Origin of the sequence: Salinispirillum sp. LH 10-3-1 (genome assembly GCF_030643825.1) — a bacterium.
In the GTDB taxonomy this organism is placed as follows: domain Bacteria; phylum Pseudomonadota; class Gammaproteobacteria; order Pseudomonadales; family Natronospirillaceae; genus Salinispirillum.
On record NZ_CP101717.1, the window covers coordinates 1,181,854 to 1,206,197 of the forward strand.

Genomic DNA, 24,344 nt, shown 5'->3' on the forward strand with positions numbered 1-24,344 from the left:
CCCGCGTGACAAGTATGCATTATACAGTAATGCCTTTGCCTCTCGTTAACTCGCGGACGGAACCTTATTCAACAAATACTGGGTTAACAAGCCGACTGGGCGACCTGTCGCGCCTTCTTTAGCGGTTGTCCACGCTGCACCCGCGATGTCCAAATGCGACCACGTATAGTGCTTAGTGAACTCGGCCAAATAGGTTGCCGCCGTAATAGAACCGCCCGCACGACCTTGCCCAATGTTGCGCAAGTCCGCGTAGGGTGAATCCAGCTCGTCGCGGTAGTCGTCCCACAATGGCATTGGCCAAGCACGATCCCAGATGCTCTTGCCTGCTTCCAGAATTTCCGCCTGCATGTTGTCGTCGTTGCTGTAAACCGCCATCGGGTGGTGACCCAAACCAACAACAACCGCGCCCGTTAAGGTAGCAATGTCAATGACCGACGCAGGGTTAAAGCGCTCTGCGTACGTCAGTGCATCACACAGCACCAAACGGCCTTCGGCATCGGTGTTGAGGATCTCAATGGTTTTGCCCGACATCGACGTCACCACATCGCCCGGGCGTGTCGCGCGTGCCGAAGGCATGTTTTCTGCCGCCGCTACAATGGCGACCACGTTGATCTTAGGCTGCAGTTCCGCCAGCGTCGACATGGTGCCAAACACGGAAGCCGCACCGCACATGTCGTACTTCATTTCGTCCATACCCGCAGACGGCTTGATGCTGATACCGCCGGTATCGAACGTCAAACCCTTACCCACCAACACGTGCGGCTGGTCGTCGCTGCCCGCGCCGTGGTAATGCATAACAATCAGCTTGCCGGGCTCGTCGCTGCCCTTGGATACGGCCATAAAAGCACCCATACCCATGGCTTCCATTTCCGCTTCTTCAATGATGTCGGTCTGGATGTTGTCGTAGCGGTCCGCCAACTGTTGCGCTTGCTCAGCCAAATACGTTGGCGTACAGACGTTCGGTGGCAGGTTACCCAGTTCACGCGCCACGTTAACACCGTGGGCGAGGGCTTTACCCAGTTCGATGGCGTCTTGTGCATCGGTATCGGTGATCAACCGGAACTGCGTCGTTGCAAATTCAGCGTTCTTTTCAGATTTGGTGGTGTCGTAACGGTAAGCGCCCGTCAGCGTCCACTCCACCAACTTCTGTACCGTCCATTCCGCCGAGCGACCAGACACATGTAAGCCGTTCAACAACACGGACAGTGCACTGGCTTTTGATTTGGTCATGGCTTGCGCAATGGCCGCACTGACTTTTTTCAACTGGTTCTCGCTGACTGACAGCGAATCGCCCGTACCAATCAACAACACTTGCGCGCCGTCGGCTTGCAGCAAGGGCGTAACATCACCGAGTTTGGTGCTGATCAACTGCGCCGTACGCCACTGAGCGATGGGACCACTGAGGGCGTCGGGAAGTTCGCTGACCGCGTTGTCTTCTTTGCCGATGAAGCCAATGATTAGATTGTCGCTGGCGGCAAAATCGGCCGCGGCGCTGAGCTTGAATTGCATGTCGTGCTCCTGTGCAGAATGTCCTGTGATTACTGCTGACTATCCTAGCGCCGTAGGCGCGGGAAAGACAGAGCATTAGCGAACCAAAATGGGGTGGCGGTGTATGGGTGCATGTACGGGCGGGGATAGAATGTTTTTGTGAAATCGAAGCTGGACCGATCTATGCCGCTTGGACTCAGCAACACTTGCAACTACAAACTTAAGGACCAATACAAAAATAGCGCGGCGATAGCGGCAATGCCAAACATAACTTTGCCAAGTTTTACATGTGCCTCGGCTTCACGCTGGGTACGCAACTTCAACTGATGAACCTCGGGTCCCGACAAGCTATGGCAATGCGTACATGCAGACTCTTTTTCAGGGTACCGCAGTTCGCATCGCTTACATTTCACGGTAGGATTGGGGCGAAAGTAGAAGGCTCGCATCGTAATAAATTCCTTGTTGAAGTTCCTGGCTAGGGCTGCCTTTGCGAGCAAAAATAGTGCGAATCATACCACCATTGCAACGCTAAAATTAACTCAAAACCACAGTAGCAAAAAAATGTGCTTTCGCACGAAAAATGAGTTTTTTGAGGGGGTTAAATGAGGCTATGGACGCAGGGGGATGCCTCAAGGCGCGCCTTTCGGCCTGCCGTGAAGCGCTGGAGGCATGCCCCGAAAGTCCATGCCGGGGCCATCGATCTTTAACTAACACTGCCGACGGGTTACCACCGCTAAGAAGAAAACGCCGGGCGTGGCTTCTTGGCAACTTTCGGCGGCAGCGTAACACGCTGTTGGTGTGCCGTGGCCCAGTGCACCAGTTGCAGCGTGCCGTCTTGGGTTTCCACCACCGACGAACAGCTTTCCAGCCAATCGCCATCGTTGATGTACAGCACGCCTTCTATTTCTTCCAGCTTGGCTTGGTGAATGTGGCCGCACACAATGCCGTCTAACCCACGGTCGCGGGCTTCGGCAATGGCGCGTTGCTCAAACTGCTGCACAAAGTGCTGTGCTTTTTTGCTGCGCACTTTTAGGAAGCCCGAAAGTGACCAATACGGTTTGCCCAAACGTGCCCGCCATTGGTTGAGCCAACGGTTGAGGTGCACAATGGTTTCATAGGCGTGGTCGCCCAGCCAGAACAGGAAGCGCGAGTGGGCAATTTCGTCGTCAAAGCAGTCGCCGTGCACCACCAACAAACGTCGACCGTCTACCATTTCATGCACGTATTCCAAGTGCACTTCCACATGGCCCAACTGGTGGCCAACCAACTTGCGAAAGAAGGGATCGTGGTTGCCGGGTACATACACCACGCGCACGCCATTGTCGGCCATGGTCAGAATATGGTTCACCACCGCCTGATGGCTTTTGGGCCAGTGACCACGTTCGCTCATCTTCCAGAGATCAATGATGTCACCCACCAAAAACAGTGTTTCACAATGGTGCTGCTGCAGGAATTCCAGCAGGTGTTGGGCTTGGGCGTTACGGTTGCCGAGGTGAGTATCAGAAATCCAGATAGTGCGGTAGGTCGAGCGGGCTTGTGTCGCTGTCATGGCGTGGTCCACCGATCAGGGATAATGACACAGTCTGATCAGGATTTATGACAACGCGAGAACAGTTAGGTGAAGTTTTGATGATGAGCAGAAGAACAGAGCGCGGCATTTGGGGCCGCGCTCTGCTGATAAGATAGCGCTTAGTTGTTGCTGTGCAGTTCGTCGTTCAGGGCAATGGCGGTTTTGTTGGTTAAGCACTCGACTTGGCCATTGGCTGAATTGCGGCGGAACAGCAGGTCGGACTTGCCGGCCAGTTCACGCGCCTTAACCACTTCAACAGGCTTGCGTTGGTCGTCCAACACCTGCACCTTGGTGCCTGCGGTGATGTACAGGCCTGACTCAATGGTGCAGCGGTCACCCAACGGAATGCCGGTACCTGAGTTGGCGCCCAGCAAGCAGTTTTCACCGATGCTGATGATGATGTTGCCACCACCCGACAGTGTGCCCATGGTCGAGCAGCCACCACCCAAGTCAGAACCGTTGCCGACGGTAACGCCAGCAGAAATACGGCCTTCAACCATACTGGTACCCAGTGTGCCCGCGTTGAAGTTGATGAAGCCTTCATGCATGACGGTGGTGCCTTCGCCCACATAAGCACCCAAGCGCACGCGTGCGGTGTCAGCAATGCGAATGCCTTCGGGTACGACGTAGTCGGTCATTTTCGGGAACTTATCGACGCACTCAACGCTCAAGCGCTCGCCCACAAGGCGGGATTGCATCTGACGCAGGTGCAGGTCGGGCAGGTCAATAGGGCCCTGATTCGTCCACGCAATGTTGTGCAGCAGGCCGAACATGCCACTCAGATCAATGCTTTGTGGTTTAACAAGGCGGTGCGACAGCAAATGCAGTTTCAAGAAGGCTTCGGCGACCGATGAAGGCGCTTGGTCGGTTTCCAGTACCACCAGTACCGATGGTGTTTCGTACACGGCACCGCGTGCGGCAAAGTGTGCCGAACGAGAGAAACCAGCGTCGGCGAACGGTTGCGCCAAGAAAGACAGGTTGGTGCTGCGCAGTTCCAGTACTGCGTTGCCGCCTTCGTAGCCGAGGTCTTTGGCTTTATCCAGCAAGTCTTGTTCCGGGTTCAGAATAGGCTGTGGAAAGTAGGCTTCAATGATCTTGCCTGCGGAGTTGCGGGTAACGGTACCCAGGGCCAATGCGAATGTCATAGTCTGTCTCCTATTGGGAAAAATGGTCAGCCCACTGTGCGGCGTCAAAGCCAACCAGCAGTTGCTGGCCAGTATCCACAACGGGTCGTTTGATGACGGAGGTGCTGGCCGCTGCTACCTGAGCAATGGCGGCCGGGTCGCCTGAATCGCAGGCGGCTTTGTCGGCGTCGGATAATTTGCGCCAAGTCGTCCCGCGCCGATTGATCAATACGCGGTGGTCGACTTTTTCTAACCAGCGCTGCACGGTATCGGGGTCGATACCCTGCTTTTTGTAGTCGTGAAAGTCGTATGACACCTGTTGTGTGTCGAGCCAAGTAAAGGCCTTCTTCATGGTGTCACAGCTTTTGATGCCGTAAATAGTGGTCATGAAAGGTCGCTGTCCTTGTTAATCTTTATTCAGTTGATCAACGAAGCGGGCAATGCGCTCCGCTGCTTCGATGCATTCGGGTAGGGTAGCAACCAGCGCCATGCGAATATAGTGACTTCCGGGATTAACACCCTGTGCTTCTCTTCCCAGATACGAGCCGGGGAGCACGGTCACGTTTTGCTGCGCATACAACTGTTGGGCGAAGTCGGTGTCGGCGATGGGCGTACGCGCCCACAGGTAGAAACCGGCGTCAGGCATCGCTACTTCCAGTTTAGTACCTAAAATGTCCAGTACGCGACGGAATTTTTCACGGTACGCCGAACGGTTGTGTTCGACGTGGGTTTCATCTTGCCACGCCGCCATGCTGGCTTTTTGTACCTGTAGTGGCAGCGCTGAGCCGTGATACGTACGGTAATTCAGATAGGGCGTCAGTAGTTCGGCGTCACCAGCGATGAAGCCAGAGCGCATGCCGGGCAAGTTAGAACGCTTGGACAAGCTGTGGAACACCACAGCGCGCTTGAACTCGTGATCACCGCGCGCTTTGCAGGCTTCCAATAAGCCGGTAGGGCGCTCGTTTTCGGTGAAATAGATTTCCGAATAGCATTCGTCACTGGCGATGATGAAGTCGTGCTGTTCGGCTTTTTCCAGTAACCAAGTCAGGGTGTCGAGCGGTATGACCGCGCCCGTGGGGTTGCCGGGTGAGCACAGAAACAGAATTTGGGTTTTTTGCCAAACGTCGTCACTGATGTTGGTGAAGTCGGGATTGAAACCGTTTTTGGCTTCGCAGTTCAGCAAATAGGTTTGGCCGCCCGCGAGCAGGGTGGCACCTTCATAGATTTGGTAGAACGGGTTGGGCGTCATCACGTACGGCCGGGTGTCGGCTTGGCTGCGATCAAAGGCGGCCTGTACGAAAGAGAAAATGGCTTCGCGTGTGCCACACACCGGTAACAGGTGGCGCATGCCGTCGACCTTAGGCAGGTCAAAGCGCTGTTCTAACCAGCGAGCGATGACGTGGCGCAGCTCCGGTACACCGGCCGTCGTCGGATACACTTCCAAATCGTCTAAGGCGTCGGTTAATGCATCGCGTACAAATAAGGGCGCAGCGTGCTTGGGTTCACCAATGGACAGGGCGATGTGGGGTAAATCGGCATTCGGGGTGACGGCGTCTTTTAACGTGCGCAGACGCTCAAAAGGATAGGGCTGTAGGCTTTGCAATAAATGGTTCATCAGTTTTGCTCTATCAGTTCGTTCAACTTCCGCGTCATCAGGCTGCGTAAGCGCTCGCCCAGTTCGGGGTCTTTTATGGGTTCGTTGTTGGCGTCGACGACGAAGAAAACGTCTTCTACGCGTTCGCCCAGCGTCGAGATGCGGGCGTTCTGCAGGATGATGCCCAGCTCGATAAACACCTCACCAATCAGCGCCAGCAGGCCGGGGCGGTCGGTGGTGATGACCTCGACCACGGTGCGGTGGTTGATGAAGTCGTTGGATAAATTAACCCGTGTTGGCACATTGAAATGCTTTAACACCCGTGGTACGCGTCGGCTGATTTGACGGCGTTCGGGTGGTTCTTCAATGGTCAGCAGCAAGCGATGCTGAATATCGCGCACGCGGTCGCGGTCGGTCATGTCGATGGGGCTGCCGTCTTCTTCCAGGACGATAAAGGTGTCGAGCGAGTAGTGTGACGACGGCGAGGTCATGATGCGCGCGTCGTGAATGTTCAAGCCCAACTGGTCCATCACAAAGGCAATGTCGGCGAACAGGTGCGCACGGTCTGGCCCATAGATGAAGATCTGCGTGGCAGACTCAAACGCTCCGGCGTTCAGCTCTTGCATCAGCACCAGTGGGATGCCGACCCCTTGGCTCGATATGGCTTTGGTGTGCCAGGCGATGTTTTCTGCCGTTTCGCGCAAGAAATAGTCATCACCCGGATTGTCCCAGAAGGTACGAATCTCTTCTGCGGTAAAGCCATCGGCCTTAAGCAGCTCTATGGCTCTTTGCTTGGTTTCTTCAATGCGTTCTTCTTTGCCGACGGGGTTTTCCAGCCCGCGGCGCAGGGCGCGCTTGGCTTCGGTGTAGAGTTGTTTTAACAGTGCCGCGCGCCAACTGTTCCACAAGGCGGGGTTGGTCGCGTTGATGTCGGCGACGGTCAGCACGTAGAGGTAATCCAGGTGCACCAAGTCCTGCACTTTTTGGGTGAAGCGGTTAATGACGTCGGGGTCCGAAATGTCCTCACGTTGGGCGGTTAAGGACATCAGTAAGTGATTGCGCACCAGCCAGACCACCAATTCCGTGTCCCAGCGCGGCAGGCGGTGACGTTCGCAAAAACTGTAGGCTTCTTCAGCGCCAATGATGGAGTGGTCGCCGCCTTTGCCTTTGCCCAAGTCATGAAACAGTCCAGCGATGTAGATCAGCTCTACTTTGGGCAGCTGGTGAATGACCACGCTGGCAATCGGGAACTCAACCAGGTTCGAACGGTGGCGGAAACGGCGCAGATTCTGCACCGTTTGCAGGCTGTGCGCGTCCACCGTGTAGACGTGGAATAAGTCGAACTGCATCTGGCCGATGACTTGGCCGAACTCTGGCAGGTAGAGGCCCAGAATGCCATATGCACTCATGCGGCTTAGGTTGGTCGAAACCCCTTGTGGGGAGCGAAACAACTCGATGAAGAATGAGATGTTGCGAATGTCGTTGCGAAACGCCGGGTCGATCAGATGCCGGTGTTCGTAGATGGCGCGAATGGTGCTGGCGCGTACACCTTTGATTTCCGGGTTTTGCGCCAATAACACAAAGATTTCCATCAACGCCGAAGGGGTTTTGTCGAATACCCTTGGGTGGCTGATTTCTATGTAACCGTTATTGTTAAGAAAGCGGGAATTCAGTTTGATCGGTGGTGCAGGAAGGTCGGTGTTCAGAATGACTTCGTCAAAATGCTGCAGCAGCATGTCATTCAATTCGCGTAATCGAAAGACCGTGCGATAGTAGGTCTTCATCAACTGTTCGACCCCCAACGCTTCCTCGCTGTCTTCAAAGCCGAATTCTTCGGCAACGGCTTTTTGCAGGTCAAACAGCAGGCGGTCTTCTTCGCGCCCGGAGATCATGTGCAGGGCATAGCGAATGCGCCACAGGTAGTCTTGGCCGTCGATCAGAGTTTGGAACTCGTTCTGCGTCAGGAAGCCGCGCGAGACCAGTTCTTGCAAGCGGTCATCGCCGAAGTGGCGTTTGACCACCCAACCGATGGTTTGGATGTCGCGCAGGCCACCGGGTGAGGTTTTGACATTGGGCTCAAGGTTGTAGGCGGTGTTGCCGTACTTCTCATGACGCAACGATTGTTCATTCAACTTGGCTTTGTAGAAGTGCGCGCTGGGCCAGATATTGTCTGGACCCACCAAGTCGGTCATGCTGGTGAATAATGCTTCTTCGCCGCACAGCAGGCGCGATTCCAGCAAATTGGTCACCACGGTGACGTCGTCGGTGGCCTCTTGGCGACAGGATGCCAAGGTGCGCACGCTGTGGCCGATGTCGAGGCTTAAATCCCACAGCAGGGTGATGAAGCCTTCAACGGATGATACGGCGGATTGCACGTCTTCTTCCGTGTCGAACAACAGCAGTAAGTCGATGTCGGAGCGCGGTAACAGTTCGCCGCGTCCGTACCCACCAACAGCGATCAGGGCTGCCTGCGCGGGCCAATCATAATGTGCCCAAAGCAGGTGCAAAAGTTCGTCAATGGTGGCGGTGCGGCTCTTTACCAGGTCGCGGACAAAATCACCGGCACGAAATCGCTCATCCAGTCGAGCTTGCGCCAGACGCAAGGACTTTTTGATGCTGCTGATGGCAACGGGCTGGTGATTCAGCGCTTGTGTCACAGCGGTTACATCAAGCAATGAGGCCTTCGACATGTTGGGTTCTCGGCTACTGGATTCAGACCTTTTGGGGTGCTCTGGTATCGGCATTGAGTATGATGCAGTTCACTAGAATGGCAATACTTCATCGGCGCGTTTTGTCAGCACTTCCGGGCCATCTTTGGTGACCAAGATGGTGTGCTCCCACTGGGCCGACAATTTATGGTCCTTGGTGACAACAGTCCAGCCGTCTGCCAGCAATTTGTTGTGCCGCTTACCCGCATTGATCATGGGCTCTACGGTGAACGTCATGCCTTCCTGGATCACGGTGCCGGTGCCGGGACGTCCGTAATGCAGGATTTGCGGGTCTTCGTGAAACACTCGACCGATGCCGTGTCCGCAGTACTCACGCACCACCGAATAATGGTTGGATTCTGCGTGCTGTTGAATGACGTGACCGATGTCGCCAATCGTCGCGCCGGGCACAGCGGCCATGATGCCTTTATACATGCATTCCTGCGTGATGTTGATCAGGCGTTGCACGTGCGGCTTGGGTTCACCAATGATGAACATCTTGCTGGTGTCGCCGTGAAACTCGTCTTTTATAACGGTGACATCAATGTTGATGATGTCGCCTTTCTTCAAAATCTTGTTGTCGTCGGGGATGCCATGGCAAATAACATGATTCACGCTGGTACAAATTGACTTCGGGAAGCCGCGGTAGTTCAGCGGTGCGGGCGTGGCTTTTTGTACGTTCACTATATAGTCGTGACAGATACGATCCAGTTCGCCGGTGCTGATGCCTGCTTCAACGTAAGGCGTAATCATGTCGAGCACTTCAGCGGCGAGACGACCAGCAATGCGCATCTTTTCGATGTCGGCCGGGGTTTTCAGGGTAATTTGTTCTTTAGCCATGAAAAAGATGAACTTCAGGTTACAAAATGAAGCGCTAGTGTAGAGGTTTTTTGACCTCAGTTCATCCTATCGCGGCGATAAAAGTCGTTAGCATGCGGCGCTGTGGCGGATTTTGCGTGCGCATTCTTCTTCCTATTTTCGAGAGGGTATGGTATAAAGCGCGCGCCCCGATTGGCGGGGTAAATCCACACAGACGATTACAACGCTTTTCTGGGTGCCGCAAGGTTAGAAAAGTGGGGTGTACTGACTCAGTATTCTCCATGGGTCGTTTGGAGGCTTAACCCAAACAAACTATGAGGTTTATCATGGCTGTAACTATGCGTGACCTGCTTAAAGCAGGTGTGCACTTCGGACACCAGGCGCGTTTCTGGAACCCAAAAATGGATCAGTACATTTTTGGTGCGCGTAATAAGATCCACATCATCAACCTGGAAAAAACGGTTCCGATGCTGAATGAAGCATTGAAGCAAGTTGAAGCTCTGGGTGTGAACAAGCGTAAAGTGTTGTTCGTCGGTACCAAGCGTGCGGCGTCTGACATCATTAAGCGTGAAGCAGAGCGTTCGTCTATGCCTTACGTATCGCACCGCTGGTTGGGCGGCATGCTGACCAACTACAAAACCATTCGTCAGTCTATCCGTCGTTTGCGTGAGCTGGAAACCCAGCAGAACGATGGTACGTTTGATTTGCTGACCAAAAAAGAAATTCTGATGCGTCACCGTGAAATGGAGAAGCTTGAAAAATCCATCGGTGGTATCAAAGAGATGGGCGGTTTGCCTGACGCATTGTTCGTGATCGACGTTGATCACGAGCGCATCGCTATCACCGAAGCTAACAAGCTGGGTATCCCAGTTATTGGTGTAGTAGATACCAACAGCAACCCTGATGGTGTTGATTACATCATCCCAGGTAACGACGACGCCATTCGCGCCATCGAAATCTACGTGGGTGCCATTGCTGACGCTGTAATGAAAGGTCGTGAAAGCGCCGGTACAGCGAAAGACGAGTTTGTTGAAGTAGCTGAAGAGAGCACTTCTAACGAAGCTTAATTTCGCCCTGCAACTATGAATCATTAAAGGGGGGCATGACCCCTCTTTTTTTAACGAGGAAAAAATTCCATGGCAAATATTACTGCTAGTCAGGTCAAAGAACTGCGCGAGCGCACAGGCTTGGGCATGATGGAGTGCAAAAAAGCACTGGTAGAAGCGAACGGCGATATTGAAGTGGCCATTGATGACCTGCGCAAGTCGAGCGGCCTGAAAGCTGCTAAGAAAGCGGGTCGTACTGCTGCTGAAGGCGTTGCGGTCAGTCGTGTGTCTGCCGATGGCAAGTCAGCTGCGCTGGTTGAAGTTAACTCTGAAACCGACTTCGTTGCACGCGATGATAACTTCCTGAAGTTCGTTGATCTGGTTGCTGACAAGGCATTCGCTGACAAGCAAGAAGACGTAGCTGCCTTGATGGCTGGTGAGTTGGAAAATGCACGTGAAGCCTTGGTGCAAAAAATCGGTGAGAACATCACTGTGCGTCGTGTCGCTATGTTGACTGGCGGTGCAGACTCGGTAATCGCAGGCTATTCACACGGCGGCCGTATCGGCGTGCTGGTAGAATTGAAAGGCGGCAACGAAGAGTTGGCTAAGGACATCGCGATGCACGTAGCCGCGATCAATCCTCAGTTTGTCAGTGCCGAGCAGGTGCCTGAAGAAGTATTGGAGCGTGAGAAAGAAGTTGTACGCGCCCAATCTGAGTCCTCTGATAAGCCAGCTGAAATCATCGAGAAGATGATTCAAGGCCGTATCAAGAAGTTCCTGGCTGAAATCAGCCTGGTGGAACAGCCTTTCGTTAAAGACCCTGACGTTAAAGTCGGTGATTTGGCGCGTAAGGCCGGTGCTGAAGTCGTGAGCTTCGTACGTTTCGAAGTGGGCGAAGGCATTGAGAAAGAAGAAGTTGATTTCGCTGCTGAAGTGGCGGCGACTGCGGGTCTGAACCGCTAAGAACCACTCTACGATCAAGGCGCTCGCGGCGATCGTAAACTGGCTCTATAATCAGCTTCGGCTATCGGGTGTGCGCACGCACACCCGTCGTTTTACTTAAGGCCGGTCGCCGCACGCTCTGCGATCTGTCTTATCTTCCTGTCCTAGATTGAGGTTCCTATGCCGCCCAAAGACCGCTCTGCCCGATACAAACGCATTCTTCTTAAACTCAGCGGCGAGGCACTAGCCGGTCAAAAAGAGTTTGGTATTGATCCCAGTGTGTTGGATCGGATGGCGCTGGAAATTGGTCAGCTGGTCGGTATTGGTGTGCAGGTTGGACTGGTGATCGGTGGCGGTAATCTGTTTCGTGGTAAAGAGTTGAGTGAAGCAGGTTTAGACCGTGTTACTGGTGACCATATGGGTATGCTCGCAACAGTGATGAATGCCCTTGCAATGCGCGATGCCTTGGAGCGTGCGAACATCCGGACTCGTGTGATGAGTGCTATACCGATGAGCGGTATTGTAGAACATTACGATCGTCGCACCGCCGTACGTTACCTCAATCAGTCAGATGTAGTAATATTCTCCGCCGGTACGGGTAACCCCTTCTTCACGACCGATTCTGCAGCTTGCTTGCGTGGTATTGAGATTGATGCGGACATCGTCATGAAAGCCACCAACGTTGACGGTGTTTATACTGCAGATCCGAAGAAGGACAAAACGGCCACGAAATACGATGTGCTCACCTACAGTGAAGTGCTGGAAAAGCAATTGGGTGTAATGGACTTGACCGCGATATGTCTGGTCCGTGATCATCGCATGCCGGTACGTGTCTTTGATATGCACCAACCCGGTTCGTTGCTGAAAATCATGGTAGGCGAAAACGAAGGTACGCTGATTGTTGAGGATGTAGACAATGTTGAATGAAATTTTAAAAGACACAGAAGCCGCCATGCAGAAATCCATGGATGCTTTGGACCATGCCTTTAACCGCATCCGCACTGGCCGTGCCAGTCCGACGTTGTTAGAAAGCGTGACGGTTGATTACTACGGTACTGAAACCCCTATTACTCAGTTGGCTAACGTATCGGTCGAAGATGGCCGTACCTTGGCTATCTCCCCTTGGGAGCGCAACCTGGTGCCAGCCATTGAAAAAGGCATCATGAAGTCAGACTTGGGTTTGAATCCATCAACCACGGGCGACACTATTCGTGTCACCATGCCGATGTTGACCGAGGAAACGCGGAAAGACTACATCAAGCAAGCGCGCAACGAGGCTGAAAACGGCCGCATCGCTGTGCGCAACGCGCGTCGAGACGCCAACAATACGGTGAAAGAGTTGTTGAAAGAGAAGGAAGTCTCTGAGGATGATGCGCGCCGCAACGAAGATCAAATCCAAAAACTGACCGATAAATACATCGCGTTGGTGGATCAGCATCTCGCTGAGAAAGAAGCTGAATTGATGAAAGTCTGAAAATCTCAGAAGTAGATTCTATGCAGTAGATTGATGCAAGGGCACTAGGATTGTGGTCAGTCCTGGTGCTTTTTTAATTTCGGCCTGACCTTGTGCAGTGGTTCAATGAATCGAGTGTCGCTGATTTCAAGGTGGCGAAGCTCGGTTATAGAAGCACTGTACGTAGAATTGGTAGCAAGTTGTAGGAGAGAACATGCCGGACTTTTCGGCTCTTACCGTGGTGCCTAGGCATATTGCCATTATTATGGATGGCAACAACCGCTGGGCCAAAGGACGTATGTTGCGTGGCGTTTCCGGCCATAAGGCTGGCGTTAAGTCATTGCGTTCTACGGTGGAGCATTGCGCGAAGGCGGGAGTTGAAGTGCTCACGCTCTATGCGTTCAGTAGTGAAAACTGGCAGCGCCCGGAAGATGAAGTCAGTGCGCTGATGGAGTTGTTTTCTTGGGCTCTCACCAAAGAAGTTTACAAGCTGGTCGAGCACAATTTGCGGCTTCGGGTGATTGGCGATAAGTCTGGATTCAGTTCGGCCATTCAGCAAAGCATTGTGCATGCGGAGTCGTTGACGGCAGACTGTACCGGTATGTTGATTGTAGTGGCGGCCAATTACGGCGGCCATTGGGACATTACTCAGGCTGCGAAGACGCTCGCTGAACAGGTTAAGGCGGGCTATTTGCAGCCCGGTGACATTACGCCGGAATTGTTGGGTCAGCATGTAACGTTAGGCGATTTACCAGCCCCCGATCTTTGTATTAGAACCGCGGGTGAGCAGCGGCTCAGCAATTTTCTGCTGTGGCAGCTGGCGTACAGCGAGTTACATTTCTCTCCATGCCTTTGGCCAGATTTTGACGCAGAGGCACTCTATGTTGCGCTGCAGGATTACGCTTCACGCGAGCGTCGCTTTGGCGGTCGTGTGCCGGGTGCTCAGTAACAGGACATTACAATGAAAATAAACAGTCGAATTAAAACCGCCATCGTATTGATTCCCATTATGTTAGTGGGCATTTACCTATTACCTTTGGCTGGCTTTGCCATCTTTATGGGGCTTATCGCCGTCCTTGGTGCTTGGGAATGGGCAGACATGGCTGGCTGTGGCCGGCGCATGCAACGCTTGCTCTACAGCCTGTTCATTGGTGTCTGCGTGTTGGGGCTCTATGTGGTAATGAGTCAGCAGTTGGTGGCTGACGGCTGGGCGTTGTCGATCGCGGTAGCTTGGTGGCTGTTGGGGTTTGCGTTGATTTTGCTCTATCCTCGGGCAACCGGTGTGTGGGGCACGCCGTTTCGTCGCTTGGTGGCGGGCACCCTGGTGCTGTGCTCAATGTGGGTGGGCTTTTACTGGATTAAAGGCGCCGATGAAAGCAATGTACTGATCACCTTGTTGATGTTGCTGGTTTGGGGTGCCGATATCGGTGCTTACTATGCTGGTCGTGCCTTTGGTAAGCGTAAGCTGTTGCCAAACGTAAGCCCCGGTAAAACCTGGGCGGGTGCAATCGCTGCAATCGGTAGCGCGATGTTGATTGGCATAGTGGTTGTGGCGCTGGTCGTGGATACCCAGCTCTGGCGCTGGGAAGATTATTTGTTGCTGCTGCTGTTCGCTGGCTCTGTGGTGGTGATGTCCATTGTGGGTGATCTGGTGGAGAGCATGGTAAAGCGCCAGCGTGGTTTGAAAGACAGCGGAGCCTTGTTGCCCGGTCACGGTGGCATCATGGATCGTATTGATAGCATGTGTGCAGCGGCACCTGTGTTTGCTGCCTTTCTTTATGTTTGGCCGGCTTTGTGACCGGAGCAGACTGCTACAGGGTATTTTCAATGGTACGAGGTAACTGATGGTCCAGCGAGTGACTGTGCTCGGCGCAACCGGCAGTATTGGGCAAAGCACCCTTGATGTATTGAGTCGTCATCTCGATCAGTATGAGGTCTTTGCGCTAAGCGGACACCGTAACCTGCGGTTATTGGCGGAGCAGTGTGCGCAATTTCGCCCTGAATTTGCCGTTGTGCCGGATGATCTGGCGGCTGTAGAGTTGATGGCGGCGTTGGCCTTGCTCAGCCCCGCGACACAGGTGTTGGTTGGGGAGGATGCCTTATCTCGCATCGCGGCGAGCCGGGAAGTCGATATCGTCATGGCGGCTATCGTAGGTGCTGCCGGTTTGAGGCCGACACTGGCCGCTGCGAATGCCGGTAAGAAGATATTGTTGGCCAACAAAGAAAGCCTGGTGGTGGCTGGCCATTTGTTGATGCAGGCAGTGGAGCAGGGCGGCGCGACCTTGTTGCCAGTCGACAGTGAGCACAATGCTATTTTTCAGTGCCTTTCCTCGCCTAGTGACCCTGCCGTGGTATCGGTGGTGCTGACCGCTTCCGGTGGTCCTTTTCGCACGCTGCCCGCTGCGGACCTGGTGAATGTGACGCCTGAGCAGGCATGTGCCCATCCGAACTGGTCCATGGGGCAGAAAATCTCCGTCGATTCTGCGACTCTGATGAACAAGGGCCTGGAGCTGATTGAAGCGTGCTGGCTCTTTGATTTACAGCCTTCTGACATCGAAGTAGTGGTGCATCCGCAAAGCGTCATTCATTCTATGGTTCGATATGTGGATGGCTCCGTGATTGCGCAAATGGGCGCTCCTGATATGCGAACACCCATCGCTTATGGCTTGGCTTGGCCAGAGCGTATTGACGCCGGGGTAGCGCCTTTGGATTTTCATGCGCTAGCGGGTTTAACCTTTGAGCAGGCTGATATAGCGCGCTTTCCGTGCTTGCGTTTGGCTGCAGAAGCCATGGTTATGGGTGGAACGGCACCGGCGGTGTTGAACGCCGCGAACGAAGAAACGGTGGCGGCTTTTTTAGCCGGAGACATCGGTTTTATGGACATACCGCGTATCAATGAACAAGTACTGACAAGCAGTCCAGTCGACCCGGTAGTGGATGTCGACCAACTGCTTGCGGCAGATCAGGCGGCACGTTTGCGTGCGCGACAATTGATTGAGGGTGTGTAGTCATGTTAACCACGATATTGTTCTTTTTACTGGCCCTGTCGATATTGGTCGGTGTGCACGAAGCCGGGCATTATTTCGCTGCGCGTTGGTGCGGTGTGCGTGTATTGCGCTTCTCCATTGGCTTTGGCAAGCCCTTTCTGACGTGGCGCAATAAAGAAAATACTGAGTTTTCGCTGGCGCCGATTCCGTTAGGCGGGTATGTGCGCATGCTGGATGAGCGTGAGGGCAACGTGGCAGAGGAAGACTTGCCATTCACCCACAATCGCCAGTCGCCGCAAAAACGTATTTTTATTGCAGCAGCCGGTCCGTTGGCCAATTTCGTTTTGGCAATTGCTATTTTTTGGCTGATCAGCATGTTGGGTGTGTCGGTCGTGCGGCCGTGGGTAGAAGCACCACAAGCGACGAGTGCTTGGGTCGGTCAATGGCCAGAGGGTCGTGTAGAAATCGTGTCGGTTGACGCCCAACCGGTGGCGGACTTGCGTGATGTGCAGCTGGCGTTGTTGGGGCGACTGGGTGAGAGCGGCGAAATCGTCTTAGGCTTACGCGCCCCTGAAGGTGCTCAATATACGGTGAGTTACCCAATTGAGCGTTGGTTGTCACGGGCACAGGACCCCAATCCGTTTGCTGAATTAGGTTTACAGTTTTGGCGTCCTGAGCGGCCTGCAATAGCTGCCTCGATTATTTCTGGCGGTGCCGCGGAGCGGGCAGGCATGCGGGCAGAAGATCGTGTGCTTTCCGTGAATGGCGACGCAATAAGCGGCTGGAATGAATGGGTTGACGTGGTGCAGCGCAACCCAGATACGGCTATCGTAATGGTTGTCGAGCGCGCGGGTAGTCGGGTAGACATCACCTTGGTGCCAGATTCCGCCACAGACGAGCAGGGCAACATCGTTGGTCGAGCTGGCGTGTACGCAACGCAGGTCGACAGCAGTGATTTGGTGCGCACCGTGCGCTATGGCCCGGTAGCGGCCGTTGGTGAAGCGGTACAGGAGACCCTATCGACGTCGGGCATGATATTAAGCTTCCTGAAGAAGATGGTGGTAGGAGAGGCGTCCGTTAAAAACCTCAGCGGGCCGGTATCTATTGCGCAGGTGGCAGGCGATTCCGCGAGCTTTGGTTTGGTGTCTTTCCTCAGCTTCTTGGCGTTACTGAGCATCAGCCTGGGGATCTTCAATTTACTGCCTATTCCGGTGTTGGACGGCGGTCATATTCTGTATTATGTTGTCGAACTTGTGCGCGGTAAGCCATTGTCAGAGCGCGTACAAACCATAGGCTTTCAAGTGGGTATTGCGCTGTTGATTGGCGTAATGGTGATTGCTTTTGCGAACGATTTCCAGCGCTTCTAAAAGCGCTTTGTAGAGGGTGGTCTTTTTTTGACGCCCCTCTTAGAAAGGTTGGTGTAAAAAACGCGAGGAAAGGTTGCTGTCACACCGCCTTACCTGCAATTTTGCCCGACTGCGTTGAGTCAAAGTCTCGGCGAACCGAATATTAATCCTGAATAATAGAGCTAATCATAAGGATCTGTTTCATACATGGCGCATTTTAAGCTGTTGGGTGGTCTTTGCCTGCTAGGGGTCACTCTGAGCGCTGCTGTTCCGGCGACACCCATCGAAGTAGACGGTTTGCGCAGAGTTTCTACTGCGGCGTTTCTATCTTCCCTCCCCGGCGTCAACGACGGCCGTGCGGCCGATGATTTTAATTCCGCAGAAGCTGTAAGAGCCCTCTACGCCACTGGTTTATACCAAGATGTGGCGGTATATCGCACCGCGACGGGTGCTTACTACTTTGAAGTGCTGGAATACTCCATCATTGATCGAGTGAGCTTCAGTGGTAACAAACGTATCCCAACCGAAGCGCTGGATTCGGCTTTAGAAAACGTCGGTGTGATCGAAGGGCAGTCCTATCAACCGGCCATCGTGGCGCAAATCCAGTCTGAATTGGAAAGCCAATATGCTATTCAGGGACGCTATGACGCTCGGGTAGAAGTCAGTATTGAACCTTTGCCGCAAAACCGTGTGGCTATCATTATTAATATTGAAGAGGGTGCTGCAGCTGCCATCCGCTCTGTTGAAATTCGTGGCAATGAGGTGTTTGAAACCTCTGAGCTTTTGCGTGAAACGCGCCTCCGCCCACGTCGCTCGGGCGACTTGCTGCAACTCTTTTCGCGACGTCATCAATACAACCGTGACGAATATTCCGGCGACCTGGAGCGGCTCAGCAGTTACTACTACGACCGGGGTTATGTTCGCTTTAACATTGAGAACAGCCAGATTTCTCTAGAGCCGGACCTGTCTGGCGTGCATCTGCTGACTGAGATTTTTGAGGGAGAGCGCTATCGTTGGGGCGATATTTCGGTAACAGGGGATTTTGCTGACCGTGAGGAAGATATCCGGGCAGCCGTGCGCCCAGTCAGTGGCGAGTGGTTCTCGCGTGCCGAAATGGTATCGACGCAAAACCGTATCATTGAAATTCTGGGTAACGATGGCTACCTCTATGCTGGCGTAGAACCGCAAGCCAGCGTCGATGACGACGATTTGCGCGTTGATATGGTGTTTGTGGTTCGACCCGGCCCATTGATGTACGTGCGCAGTATTCAGTTCGTCGGTAACCAAGGTACGCTGGACGAAGTGTTGCGCCGAGAAATGCGCATCGAAGAGGGTGGCTTGGCGCGCAATGGCGCTATTACGCAATCGCGTCGCCGCTTGCAGCAGTTGGGCTTTTTCAGTGTGGTGAACGTCCGCCAACAGCGTGTGCCGGGCACTGACGACCAAGTCGATATCATCTTTTCTGTACTGGAAGATAAAAGCGGAAACCTGCAGGCATCGGTTGGTTTTCAGCCCGGTGTTGGTGTATTCGGCGCCTTGGAATTCTCCCAAACCAACTTCTTGGGGACCGGAAAGAGCCTGTCGTTGCGCAGTCAGTTCTCGGAAAGCACGACTATCTTGTCGTTGAATCATGTCGACCCATACTTTACCAAGTCCGGAATCAGTCGGGATTTAAATCTGTTTTACGAGCGACGCAACAATCGCAACGTAGAAACCTACGGCTTGGATCGCTGGGGTGGGGAGTTTGCTCTGGGTACGCCGGTCAGTGAAAACAGTCGGATAAAGCTGGGTGTGGGCTATACCCAGACAGAACTCTATGTCGGCAACAAACCGCCTTTGGAAGTGACCGACTTCCAGTCCGAATACGGCAATACCTATGGAGACTGGACATTAGAGCTGCAGTGGAATTACAGCAACCAGATTGGCAGCTTCTACTCCACAGAAGGCCAACGTCACAATGTCTCGGCAACCGTAACGGTGCCGGGCAGTGATTTGAATTACTATCGTGTGACTTATCGTGGGGACTATGTGCAGCCCGTGAGTCCTTGGGATGGTTTTGCCATTCGAGTGCTGGGTCAGGCGGGTTATGGTGATGGTTTCGGTGATACCGATCGTTTGCCATTTTATAAGCATTTCTTCGCGGGCGGCCCCGGTACGGTGCGCGGCTATCGCGATCGGACAGTGAGCCCTTTCAGTACTACTGAAGTAGGCAATGAGAATTCAGCCGTACCTTTCGGTGGCAACATATTGTTGAGTTCTGGTCTTGAGCTGATCACCCCAACGCCGTTCTTCCGTGATCAGTCGTTGTATAGGACGGCTTTGTTTGTCGATGTCGGCGGTGCCTTTACGGAGCGCTGCTTGCCGGGTAACGACCAGTGTCAAGAAGGGATCAGTTTGGATGGTGTGCGAGCATCATACGGTGTGGACTTTGTATGGCGCCCGGTCCCTATGCTACCGTTGCGCTTTATCTATGCGCGGCCCTTGCTGGAGCAGGAAGATGACCTGCTGCAACGATTCCAACTCTCTTTCTGGAGCAATTTCTGATGACGACATTGATCTCACCTCGTATTTTTGTATCAGCACTCTTGGCCTTTTTTGTATCTGCCGGTGCCATGGCGCAGTCGAGCGGAGAGGCCCGTATTGCTGTCCTTGACCAAGAATACGTGCTCTTCCAAAGCGAAGCCGCTAAACAAGCCACGGCCGAACTGCGTCAGTCATTTGGTGGCGAAGAACGACGTGTTCGTCAGCTTGAAGAAGAGGTGACTGAGTTGCGCGCTCGTTTGGATGCTGATGCCGGCCTGCTGACGGAGAACGAATTAACTTCACTGAACCTCCAAATCGAGTCTAAACTGAGAGAGCGGGAAGAGTTGGTGCGCCGTCTGCAATCGGCACAGCAAAACCGCCGCCAAGCCTTTTTGCGCGAATATGAGAGTGTCCTGACAAGCGTGTTGGAAGACATTATTGTAGAGCAAAATATTGTGTTGCTGGTGTCTGCTGCAGAAGTCATTTATGCGCGCCCAGAGCTGGATATCACACCATTGGCGTTAGATCGATTTAATGCTGCCATCGCCGCTGGCAACAATTAAGTAGCGGCTTGGTTGCTAAAGAACAATAAAAACAGGCTAGATAGATTATGTCAGAGTCGGCTTTCGCGACCTTCACAGCAGCGCAATTGGCTGCCCAGGTTGGTGGGACGGTAAAGGGTGATCCGGATCAAACCATCACGTCCATAGCCCCGATAGAGACCGCGCGCGCGGGTCAATTGAGCTTCGTAGCACGCCGTCAGTTTGTTAAAAAGGCAGCTTCTTCGGCTGCTGATATTCTTCTGGTAACGGCCGATTTGGCCGATACTTTGTCACATACCTGTATTATTGTCGCTGACCCCTATCGTGCTTACGCTCAGGTCTCGCAATTATTTTGGGACAAGTACTGGTTCACTCCTGGTGTTCATGCGACCGCCGTTATTGCGCCCGATGTTGAAGTGCCTGCCGATTGCCGAATCGGACCGCAGGTAGTGGTTGAGGCCGGAGCAGTCATCGGAGCTGGTGTTGAGTTGGATGCCCAGGTTTATGTGGGCGCGGGGGTGCGTGTTGGTGCCAGAACGGTTATCAGGCCACGTGTTACCCTGTATCCCGGCGTTGTCATAGGCGAAGACTGCATGATTCAATCGGGCACGGTAGTCGGTGCTGATGGCTTCGGCTATGCTCGCCACCCCGGTGGCTGGGAGAAGATCGCCCAGTTAGGTGGTGTGCGGGTCGGTAATCGGGTCGAAATTGGTGCCAATGCAACCATTGATCGCGGTGCGCTCGCCGACACGGTCTTAGGCGACGATGTGATCATCGATAATTTAGTACAAGTGGGCCATAACGTCCAAGTCGGAGATAGAACCGCCTTGGTTGCTCAGAGTGGTATCGCGGGTTCGACCATTTTAGGCAAGGATGGGTCTGTGGGCGGGCAATCGGCAGTAGGCGGCCATCTGACGATAGCAGACAATGTACATTTCGTGGGTAAATCCATGGTTGCGCAGTCCGTGTCTGAACCCGGACAATACGCCTCCGGTCTACCAGCGCAACCATTCAACGATTGGCGTCGCGCCGTGGCACGCATTGGCCAGTTGAAGGTGCTACAGGATAAAGTAAACGCTTTATGGGGTAAGTTCGGTGACTCTATTGAGCAAGACAAAACCGACAAAGCATAATTCAACGCCGTGAACAAAGAAGGAAGTTCTGCATGAACCTCACGCTGCCGCTTGATCATGAACAAATAAAAACCCTGTTACCACATCGCTATCCTTTCTTATTAGTTGATCGAGTAACAGAGCTGGAGGCCGGAAAAACCATTCGCGGCTACAAGAACGTCTCTGGTAATGAAGAGTTTTTTAACGGCCACTTTCCCGGTCAGTCGATTATGCCGGGTGTGCTGATATTGGAAGCCCTAGCCCAAATAGGTGCTATTCTAGGTTTTGCTTCATCGGGCAATCGACACGAGGACGGCTTTCTCTTCCTGTTTGCCGGTATCGACAATGTGCGCTTCAAACGCCAAGTAGTGCCAGGGGATCGGCTTGACCTTGAGCTCGAAATTGTCAGCTGTAAACGCGGTATCTATAAAATGGAATGCCGTGCCAAGGTGGACGGTGAACTGGCCGCCAGTGCTGACATTCTATGTGCAGAGAGACAGGTAACTCAGTGATTCATCCGACTGCCATTATTGACCCCAGTGCGACACTTGGTGCTAACGTCTCCGTCGGTCCCTACTCCGTCATCGGTGCCAATGTCACCATTGGGGCCGATTGCGAGATTGGCCCGCACGTGGTTATCAAAGGGCCGACGACTATTGGTAAGCGCAATCGTATCTTCCAATTCGCTTCCATCGGAGAGGAGTGTCAGGACAAAAAGTACCGCGGTGAGCCAACGCAGTTGCATGTTGGTGATGACAACGTGATTCGGGAATGTGTGACCATGCAGCGCGGTACGGTCCAGGACGAAGGCCTGACTCGTGTGGGCTCACGGGGGCTCTATATGGCGTATGCACATATCGCGCACGATTGCCGGATTGGTGATGACGTGATCGTCGCCAATGCCTCGCAGATCGCCGGGCATGTTCACTTGGGAGATTACGCCATTCTCGGTGGGGGTACCATGGTGCATCAGTTCTGCCGTATTGGTACAGGCTCGATGACTGGCGCTGGAACCGTGGTCTTCAAAGATATTCCTGCCTATGTGATGGCGCAGGGTAACCCGGCCAAAGCCTACACCATGAATTTCGAAGGGCTTAAACGGCGCAACTACGACGCTGCAAGCTTGGCAGCACTAAAACGTGCTTACAAGACCGTGTATCGTCAGGGCATTACATTGCAGGAAGCGATCGACATTCTGGCGCGGGATACCACGCCCTGCGTGCAAACCTTTCATGCCAGTCTGGTTGCATCCAAGCGAGGGATAGTGCGCTGACATGACTGTTAACAGGCCGTTAAGAGTCGCCGTTATTGCCGGTGAAGCGTCAGGCGATCAGCTGGGTGCTGGCTTGTTGGCCGCACTCAAGCAGCGAGTGCCGGATATTGAGTTCGCGGGCGTGGGTGGATCTGCCATGCAGAGGCAAGGCTTGGTATGTTGGGCCGATCAAGAACAACTGGCGGTAATGGGGCTGTTCGAGGTGCTGCGTAAGTTGCCGTCACTGTTGCGTTTGCGTCGCCGCTTGCGGCAGCAAATTATAGACTGGAAACCCGACCTCTTTTTGGGTATCGACGCCCCCGATTTTAATCTGCCACTGGCTCGTATGCTGCGTGTTCAGGGGCTGACCACGGCGCACTATGTGAGTCCGTCGGTCTGGGCGTGGCGTCAGGGCCGAGTGCATGGTATTCGCCGTTCCATCGACCTGATGCTTACCCTATTTCCCTTTGAAGGTGATTTCTACGCGCAACATGACGTGCCCTTTGCTTTTGTGGGCCACACGTTAGCGGATCGCTTACCGATGCAGCCGGATACAGCGGCCTATCGTCACAGGCTAGGATTAACCGGAACAGAGCCCATACTCGGTTTGTTGCCGGGTAGTCGACGCGGCGAAGTAGCCCGCATCGCTCCGGACTTTCTCGCCGCAGCGCGCTTGCTGAGGCAGCGGACCCCAACGTTACGGGTGCTGATACCTGCCGCCAATACCTTGCGCCACCAAGAATTGACTCAACTATTGATGCCGGATGACGCCGACTGGATGACGCTGCTGGAGGGCCATAGCCATGACGTCCTCGGGGCCAGTGATGTAGTTCTAGTGGCCAGTGGTACGGCGACCTTGGAAACTGCTTTGCTTAAGAAGCCCATGGTGGTGGGCTATCGTTTTAGTGGATTGACCTACTGGGTTGGCAAGTTTCTGATGCGTATTCCTTGGGTTGCCTTACCCAACATTTTAGCGCGTCGTTTTGTGGTGCCTGAATTACTGCAGGGTGAATTAACGCCCGAGCGCGCTGCCGATGAACTGTATGATTTCTTGCATAACCCCGAGCGGCGCCAGCAATGTATTGAGTGTTTTGAAGATATGCATAAGCGGCTTGGCCGGGCGGCGGATGATGTCGCTGCGGATGCGTTGCTCGACCTGATAGCAGAAAAAGCAGCAGAGGGTAATGCCGGTGCTTGAACTCGACACTAGATACTCCGGTTGTGTGGCGGGTACGGATGAGGCCGGAAGAGGGCCGCTGTGCGGGCCTGTTTATGCCGCTGCAGTTATTCTAGATCCAGCCCGGCCGATTGAAGGCTTGAACGATTCCAAAAAATTGAATGAAGCAGCGCGTGAGCGCTTGTTTGGAGTCATTTGCGCGCAGGCTACCGCGTGGGCGATTGCCAAATGCAGCGCTGCAGAAATTGATCGTTTTAATATTCTGCGGGCCAGCCATTTGGCCATGGAGCGGGCGGTAGCCCAACTGGGTGTGGTCCCCGAAAGGGTGTTAGTGGACGGTAATCGACTGCCGAAACATCTCAATCTGCCTGCTGAAGCCGTCGTAAAGGGTGATGCGCGACATTCAGCCATCGCTGCGGCTTCCATACTGGCCAAGGTAGCCCGGGATCGTGTCATGCGCGAACTGCATGAGCAGTTTCCACACTATGATTTAGGTACCAACAAGGGTTACCCGACACCGGTGCACTTGAGTGCCCTGGAACAGCATGGCCCCTGTGCTGAGCACCGACGCAGTTTTGCACCGGTGCGGCGCTGGCTGGAGCAAACGAATATTCAGGGGGACCTGTTGTCCTCCTCATCAGAGTTTATGGATACTTGATTT

Annotated in this window: 22 protein-coding genes; 15 read left to right on the forward strand and 7 right to left on the reverse strand. The window is 53.7% G+C overall.

Annotation, left to right across the window (positions count from 1 at the left end; genetic code table 11):
• Positions 1 to 45 precede the first annotated feature (45 nt).
• The 7 genes from NFC81_RS05255 to map all read right to left on the reverse strand — a co-directional run bounded on the left by NFC81_RS05255 (position 46) and on the right by map (position 9,324).
• A complete protein-coding gene (locus tag NFC81_RS05255; RefSeq protein WP_304996487.1) occupies positions 46 to 1,509 on the reverse strand; it encodes a leucyl aminopeptidase in 1,464 nt (487 codons plus the stop codon).
• A gap of 712 nt (positions 1,510 to 2,221) precedes the next feature.
• Positions 2,222 to 3,037, reverse strand: a complete 816-nt coding sequence (locus NFC81_RS05260; protein WP_304996488.1) for a UDP-2,3-diacylglucosamine diphosphatase — start codon at positions 3,035 to 3,037, stop codon at positions 2,222 to 2,224.
• Between the two features lie 140 nt (positions 3,038 to 3,177).
• The gene (gene dapD, locus NFC81_RS05265; protein ID WP_304996489.1) at positions 3,178 to 4,203 is read right to left on the reverse strand and encodes a 2,3,4,5-tetrahydropyridine-2,6-dicarboxylate N-succinyltransferase; all 1,026 of its coding nucleotides are present in this window, start codon (positions 4,201 to 4,203) and stop codon (positions 3,178 to 3,180) included.
• A 10-nt stretch (positions 4,204 to 4,213) separates the two neighbouring features.
• On the reverse strand, positions 4,214 to 4,570 hold the full coding sequence (locus NFC81_RS05270; protein ID WP_304996490.1) for a Spx/MgsR family RNA polymerase-binding regulatory protein: 357 nt from the start codon (positions 4,568 to 4,570) through the stop codon (positions 4,214 to 4,216).
• 18 nt (positions 4,571 to 4,588) lie between these two features.
• Positions 4,589 to 5,797: a succinyldiaminopimelate transaminase gene (gene dapC, locus NFC81_RS05275; protein ID WP_304996491.1), complete on the reverse strand. Its 1,209-nt coding sequence runs from the start codon at positions 5,795 to 5,797 to the stop codon at positions 4,589 to 4,591.
• On the reverse strand, positions 5,797 to 8,466 hold the full coding sequence (gene glnD, locus NFC81_RS05280; RefSeq protein ID WP_304996492.1) for a [protein-PII] uridylyltransferase: 2,670 nt from the start codon (positions 8,464 to 8,466) through the stop codon (positions 5,797 to 5,799). Before glnD ends, dapC begins: the two co-directional genes overlap by 1 nt.
• Before the next feature lie 72 nt (positions 8,467 to 8,538).
• Positions 8,539 to 9,324: a type I methionyl aminopeptidase gene (gene map / locus NFC81_RS05285; RefSeq protein ID WP_304996493.1), complete on the reverse strand. Its 786-nt coding sequence runs from the start codon at positions 9,322 to 9,324 to the stop codon at positions 8,539 to 8,541.
• Between the two features lie 302 nt (positions 9,325 to 9,626).
• Between map and rpsB the strand changes: the two genes are divergently transcribed.
• The 15 genes from rpsB (at position 9,627) to rnhB (ending at position 24,341) form a co-directional block, all read left to right on the forward strand.
• Positions 9,627 to 10,370, forward strand: a complete 744-nt coding sequence (gene rpsB, locus NFC81_RS05290; protein ID WP_304996951.1) for a 30S ribosomal protein S2 — start codon at positions 9,627 to 9,629, stop codon at positions 10,368 to 10,370.
• 69 nt (positions 10,371 to 10,439) lie between these two features.
• A complete protein-coding gene (gene tsf, locus NFC81_RS05295; protein ID WP_304996494.1) occupies positions 10,440 to 11,312 on the forward strand; it encodes a translation elongation factor Ts in 873 nt (290 codons plus the stop codon).
• Between the two features lie 159 nt (positions 11,313 to 11,471).
• On the forward strand, positions 11,472 to 12,218 hold the full coding sequence (gene pyrH / locus NFC81_RS05300; protein ID WP_304996495.1) for a UMP kinase: 747 nt from the start codon (positions 11,472 to 11,474) through the stop codon (positions 12,216 to 12,218).
• Positions 12,208 to 12,765 (forward strand): ribosome recycling factor, encoded by a 558-nt coding sequence (frr, locus tag NFC81_RS05305; RefSeq protein WP_304996496.1) that lies wholly within the window; start codon positions 12,208 to 12,210, stop codon positions 12,763 to 12,765. The genes pyrH and frr overlap by 11 nt, the downstream gene beginning before the upstream one ends.
• A 193-nt stretch (positions 12,766 to 12,958) precedes the next feature.
• A complete protein-coding gene (uppS, locus tag NFC81_RS05310; protein ID WP_304996497.1) occupies positions 12,959 to 13,693 on the forward strand; it encodes a polyprenyl diphosphate synthase in 735 nt (244 codons plus the stop codon).
• A 12-nt stretch (positions 13,694 to 13,705) separates the two neighbouring features.
• Positions 13,706 to 14,542, forward strand: coding sequence for a phosphatidate cytidylyltransferase (locus NFC81_RS05315; RefSeq protein WP_304996498.1), 837 nt, complete (start codon positions 13,706 to 13,708; stop codon positions 14,540 to 14,542).
• A gap of 46 nt (positions 14,543 to 14,588) precedes the next feature.
• Complete coding sequence (gene ispC / locus NFC81_RS05320) at positions 14,589 to 15,752, forward strand: 1-deoxy-D-xylulose-5-phosphate reductoisomerase (protein ID WP_304996499.1); 1,164 nt, start codon at positions 14,589 to 14,591, stop codon at positions 15,750 to 15,752.
• Positions 15,753 to 15,754: 2 nt separating this feature from the next.
• The gene (gene rseP, locus NFC81_RS05325; RefSeq protein WP_304996500.1) at positions 15,755 to 17,098 is read left to right on the forward strand and encodes an RIP metalloprotease RseP; all 1,344 of its coding nucleotides are present in this window, start codon (positions 15,755 to 15,757) and stop codon (positions 17,096 to 17,098) included.
• A gap of 186 nt (positions 17,099 to 17,284) precedes the next feature.
• Positions 17,285 to 19,621 (forward strand): outer membrane protein assembly factor BamA, encoded by a 2,337-nt coding sequence (gene bamA, locus NFC81_RS05330; protein ID WP_304996501.1) that lies wholly within the window; start codon positions 17,285 to 17,287, stop codon positions 19,619 to 19,621.
• The gene (locus NFC81_RS05335; protein ID WP_304996502.1) at positions 19,621 to 20,163 is read left to right on the forward strand and encodes an OmpH family outer membrane protein; all 543 of its coding nucleotides are present in this window, start codon (positions 19,621 to 19,623) and stop codon (positions 20,161 to 20,163) included. Before bamA ends, NFC81_RS05335 begins: the two co-directional genes overlap by 1 nt.
• A gap of 47 nt (positions 20,164 to 20,210) precedes the next feature.
• On the forward strand, positions 20,211 to 21,275 hold the full coding sequence (lpxD, locus tag NFC81_RS05340) for a UDP-3-O-(3-hydroxymyristoyl)glucosamine N-acyltransferase (protein WP_304996503.1): 1,065 nt from the start codon (positions 20,211 to 20,213) through the stop codon (positions 21,273 to 21,275).
• 32 nt (positions 21,276 to 21,307) lie between these two features.
• Positions 21,308 to 21,766, forward strand: a complete 459-nt coding sequence (fabZ, locus tag NFC81_RS05345; RefSeq protein WP_304996504.1) for a 3-hydroxyacyl-ACP dehydratase FabZ — start codon at positions 21,308 to 21,310, stop codon at positions 21,764 to 21,766.
• A complete protein-coding gene (lpxA, locus tag NFC81_RS05350) occupies positions 21,763 to 22,527 on the forward strand; it encodes an acyl-ACP--UDP-N-acetylglucosamine O-acyltransferase (protein ID WP_304996505.1) in 765 nt (254 codons plus the stop codon). Before fabZ ends, lpxA begins: the two co-directional genes overlap by 4 nt.
• Position 22,528: 1 nt before the next feature.
• On the forward strand, positions 22,529 to 23,704 hold the full coding sequence (gene lpxB, locus NFC81_RS05355) for a lipid-A-disaccharide synthase (RefSeq protein WP_304996506.1): 1,176 nt from the start codon (positions 22,529 to 22,531) through the stop codon (positions 23,702 to 23,704).
• Positions 23,691 to 24,341 (forward strand): ribonuclease HII, encoded by a 651-nt coding sequence (gene rnhB / locus NFC81_RS05360; RefSeq protein WP_304996507.1) that lies wholly within the window; start codon positions 23,691 to 23,693, stop codon positions 24,339 to 24,341. Before lpxB ends, rnhB begins: the two co-directional genes overlap by 14 nt.
• Positions 24,342 to 24,344 lie beyond the last annotated feature (3 nt).

What these genes read in the sequence shown, in the direction of transcription:
- NFC81_RS05255 (WP_304996487.1), bottom strand. Translation starts at nt 1,509, where the DNA reads ATGCAATTCAAGCTCAGCGCCGCGGCCGATTTTGCCGCCAGCGACAAT.
- NFC81_RS05260 (WP_304996488.1), bottom strand. Translation starts at nt 3,037, where the DNA reads ATGACAGCGACACAAGCCCGCTCGACCTACCGCACTATCTGGATTTCT.
- dapD (WP_304996489.1), bottom strand. Translation starts at nt 4,203, where the DNA reads ATGACATTCGCATTGGCCCTGGGTACCGTTACCCGCAACTCCGCAGGC.
- NFC81_RS05270 (WP_304996490.1), bottom strand. Translation starts at nt 4,570, where the DNA reads ATGACCACTATTTACGGCATCAAAAGCTGTGACACCATGAAGAAGGCC.
- dapC (WP_304996491.1), bottom strand. Translation starts at nt 5,797, where the DNA reads ATGAACCATTTATTGCAAAGCCTACAGCCCTATCCTTTTGAGCGTCTG.
- glnD (WP_304996492.1), bottom strand. Translation starts at nt 8,466, where the DNA reads ATGTCGAAGGCCTCATTGCTTGATGTAACCGCTGTGACACAAGCGCTG.
- map (WP_304996493.1), bottom strand. Translation starts at nt 9,324, where the DNA reads ATGGCTAAAGAACAAATTACCCTGAAAACCCCGGCCGACATCGAAAAG.
- tsf (WP_304996494.1), top strand. Translation starts at nt 10,440, where the DNA reads ATGGCAAATATTACTGCTAGTCAGGTCAAAGAACTGCGCGAGCGCACA.
- pyrH (WP_304996495.1), top strand. Translation starts at nt 11,472, where the DNA reads ATGCCGCCCAAAGACCGCTCTGCCCGATACAAACGCATTCTTCTTAAA.
- frr (WP_304996496.1), top strand. Translation starts at nt 12,208, where the DNA reads ATGTTGAATGAAATTTTAAAAGACACAGAAGCCGCCATGCAGAAATCC.
- uppS (WP_304996497.1), top strand. Translation starts at nt 12,959, where the DNA reads ATGCCGGACTTTTCGGCTCTTACCGTGGTGCCTAGGCATATTGCCATT.
- NFC81_RS05315 (WP_304996498.1), top strand. Translation starts at nt 13,706, where the DNA reads ATGAAAATAAACAGTCGAATTAAAACCGCCATCGTATTGATTCCCATT.
- ispC (WP_304996499.1), top strand. Translation starts at nt 14,589, where the DNA reads ATGGTCCAGCGAGTGACTGTGCTCGGCGCAACCGGCAGTATTGGGCAA.
- rseP (WP_304996500.1), top strand. Translation starts at nt 15,755, where the DNA reads ATGTTAACCACGATATTGTTCTTTTTACTGGCCCTGTCGATATTGGTC.
- bamA (WP_304996501.1), top strand. Translation starts at nt 17,285, where the DNA reads ATGGCGCATTTTAAGCTGTTGGGTGGTCTTTGCCTGCTAGGGGTCACT.
- NFC81_RS05335 (WP_304996502.1), top strand. Translation starts at nt 19,621, where the DNA reads ATGACGACATTGATCTCACCTCGTATTTTTGTATCAGCACTCTTGGCC.
- lpxD (WP_304996503.1), top strand. Translation starts at nt 20,211, where the DNA reads ATGTCAGAGTCGGCTTTCGCGACCTTCACAGCAGCGCAATTGGCTGCC.
- fabZ (WP_304996504.1), top strand. Translation starts at nt 21,308, where the DNA reads ATGAACCTCACGCTGCCGCTTGATCATGAACAAATAAAAACCCTGTTA.
- lpxB (WP_304996506.1), top strand. Translation starts at nt 22,529, where the DNA reads ATGACTGTTAACAGGCCGTTAAGAGTCGCCGTTATTGCCGGTGAAGCG.
- rnhB (WP_304996507.1), top strand. Translation starts at nt 23,691, where the DNA reads ATGCCGGTGCTTGAACTCGACACTAGATACTCCGGTTGTGTGGCGGGT.